Below are 3,348 nucleotides of genomic sequence, written 5' to 3' on the forward strand. Positions count from 1 at the left end.
GTCACTCAGCTATGGTGAACTGAACCGCTGCGCCAACCAGCTGGCGCATCATTTAATTGCACTGGGCGTACAGCTTGATGACCGGGTCGCTATCTGTGTTGAACGCAGTCCGGCGATGGTGGTGGGACTGCTGGGAACCCTTAAAGCCGGTGGCGCCTATGTGCCCCTCGACCCGGCTTACCCGACTGAACGGCTGGCCTATATGCTGGCAGATGCGGCGCCGGTGGTCCTGCTTACCCAGACGTCACTGGTTGAAAAATTGGGCAGCGGTCTGCCGACGGTGCTGCTGGATACCCAAACCTTCGATACCTGTGCGGACAATAACCCTGGTACCCATGCAAGGGGGTTGACTCCACATCATCTGGCGTATGTTATCTACACCTCCGGCTCCACCGGTCAGCCCAAAGGGGTCATGGTTGAACATCGTGGCCTGCGCAACTTGATTAACGCACAAATTGAAGCATTTCATATCACAGCTGACAGTCGGTTATTGCAATTCGCTTCTTTCAGCTTTGATGCCTGTATCTCTGAAATTGCTACTACACTGTGTCAAGGTGCCTGTCTTGTTCTGGCATCCCGCGAAGCCTTGTTACCTGGTAAAGCGCTGCTCAAGACTCTGCAAACTCAGGCGATCACCCATGTGACTCTTCCTCCTGTTGCAGCTAGTGCCTTAACGCCTGATGCTGACCTACCCGACTTGACAACTTTAGTTTTGGCAGGTGAAACTTGTCCGCCCGCGCTGGTCAAACGGTGGGCAGCGGGGCGACGGATGATCAATGCCTATGGGCCAACAGAAAGTACCGTCTGTGCAACTCTCTATCTATGTGATGTCCGTAATGAAAATGCGCCCCCTATTGGTCAACCGATCGCCAACACCCGGATTTATATTCTGGATGCACAAGGCCAGCCGGTGCCCCTTGGTGTGGCCGGTGAGATCTATATTGGTGGTGCCGGTGTGGCCCGCGGTTACCTCAACCGTCCAGCACTGACGGCAGAGCGTTTTATTCCTGATCTCTTCTCAACAACACCAGATGACCGACTGTACAAGACGGGTGATCTCGGCTGCTGGCTGCCGGATGGTAATATCGAGTACCTTGGCCGCAACGATTTTCAGGTCAAGCTGCGTGGTTTCCGGATTGAGCTCGGTGAAATCGAGGCACGCCTCGCCCAATGTTCTGGAGTGCGCGAAGCTGTTGTTATCGCCCGCGAAGACATTGCCGGAGAAAAACGTCTGGTGGCCTATCTCCGGCCTCAGTCCGGCGTTGAACTGGTGCCAGCCGAACTGCGCCAGCAACTGGCGCAACATCTGGCCGATTATATGCTGCCCAGCGCCTTTGTGACGCTGGAAACTTTCCCGCTGACCCCTAACGGTAAACTTGACCGTAAGGCGCTACCCGACCCTGAGCAGTCTGCCGTGGCAACGCGTGGTTATGAAGCGCCTGAGGGCGAACTGGAAACCCTTCTGGTGCAGATTTGGCAGGAGCTGCTGGGCTTGGAGCGTGTTGGCCGTCATGATCATTTCTTCGAACTCGGCGGCCATTCACTGATGGCGGTCAGTCTGATTGAGCGATTGCGTGGCGCTGGCTGGTTGCTTGATGTCCGTAGTGTTTTCTCTACACCCGTGCTTGCCGAGATGGCTCAGATGATACAAACACATCAGGGTAAACCGGTCTTCGTCGTACCGCCTAGTCGCATTACCGAAGATTGCACTATCCTCACCCCGGATCTGTTACCGTTGGTGAAACTATCCCAGACTGAGCTCGATACCATTATCGACACTGTTCCCGGCGGGGCGGCTAATGTGCAGGATATCTACCCGCTTGCCCCGTTGCAGGAAGGCATCTTGTTCCACCATCGCTTGCAGGAACATGGGGATACCTATCTGTTAAACAGCTTGGTAGCTTTTGATAACCGTACACGTCTCGACGCTTTCCTTGGTGCCCTGCAACAGGTGATCGACCGCCACGATATCCTGCGTACTGCCATCTGTTGGCAGGGACTGACCCAGCCCGTACAAGTGGTCTGGCGTCAGGCATCCCTGTCAGTGAACACCTTTGTGCCGGTCTCGGCAAACAATGTGCTGGCCCAGCTACAGGCCCACACCAACCCACGCCAGCGTCGGTACGATCTCAGTCAGGCACCGCTGCTCACTGCCGATATTGCCTATGATCCGACCAGCCATGAGTGGTTGTTAGCTTTGGGCTTCCACCATCTGATCGGCGATCATATGACACTGGAACTTATCATCGCCGAAATCCGCCTGTTGTTGCAGGGGCGTACGGGAGAACTGACTAATTCGCTGCCATACCGTAACTTTATCGCTCAAACTCTGAGCGTACCGGTTTCTGTACATGAGGATTACTTCCGTACGCAGCTCGCCGATATCGATGAACCAACTGCCCCCTTTGGTCTGCTTAATGTGCAAGGCGACGGTGAGGATGTGTCCGAAATTCATATACCTCTAGATACCACACTCGCCCGGGCGATCCGCAACCAGGCCCGCCGTCTGGGTATCAGCCCAAGTGTAATGTTCCATGTTGCCTGGGCGCTGGTGTTGGCGCAAACCAGCGGCCGTGATGATGTGGTCTTCGGCACCGTACTGTTGGGCCGTCTGCAAGGCTCTGCCGGCGCCGATCGGGTAATGGGGTTGTTTATCAATACCCTGCCATTGCGGGTATCCCTTGCCGGTCGCAGTGTACTGGAAGTGGTGCAGTCCACCTATCGTGACCTCACGGCACTGCTGGAACATGAACAGGCCCCTCTGGCGCTGGCCCAGCGTTGCAGTGGTGTGACGCCACCGATGCCATTGTTCAGCGCTCTGCTTAACTACCGCCATACCCAGTCAGACGCAGACGATACAACCTGGGATGGCATGCGCTTGTTGGCGACAGAGGAACGTACTAATTACCCGTTGACCCTCTCGGTGGATGATTTAGGGGAAGGCTTCAATCTAGTGGCTCAGGCTATTTCAGGGATTGACCCCACCCGGGTCGCAAACTATCTGGTTACCGCCATCAGCGGCCTGATTGAAGCTCTGGCAACTGAACCCCAGCAATCTATTTTGAGCCTATCGGTTCTGCCTACTGCTGAACATCAGCAACTGATGAATTTCAACGCCACACAGGCGGATTTCCCGCAGGAAGCCCTGATCCATGAATTGTTCGAACAACAGGCGGCACGTACCCCGGATGCCATTGCTGTGGTGTTTGAAGAACAGTCCGTCAGCTATGACGAACTGAACCGCCGCGCCAACCGGCTGGCCCATCATCTGTTGACCCTCGGCGTGCAGCCGGATGACCGGGTCGCCATCTGCGCCGAGCGCAGTCTGGAGATGGTGGTGGGATTATT

General features: G+C 55.6%; 1 protein-coding gene. It reads left to right on the top strand.

Going from position 1 to position 3,348, the window contains the following annotated elements; all coding sequences use genetic code 11:
- A partial coding sequence (locus C5470_RS21515) for a non-ribosomal peptide synthetase (RefSeq protein WP_166291806.1) occupies positions 1-3,348 on the top strand: 3,348 nt, incomplete at both ends.

It is taken from the genome of Photorhabdus stackebrandtii (assembly GCF_011189495.1).
In the GTDB taxonomy this organism is placed as follows: Bacteria; Pseudomonadota; Gammaproteobacteria; order Enterobacterales; family Enterobacteriaceae; genus Photorhabdus; species Photorhabdus khanii.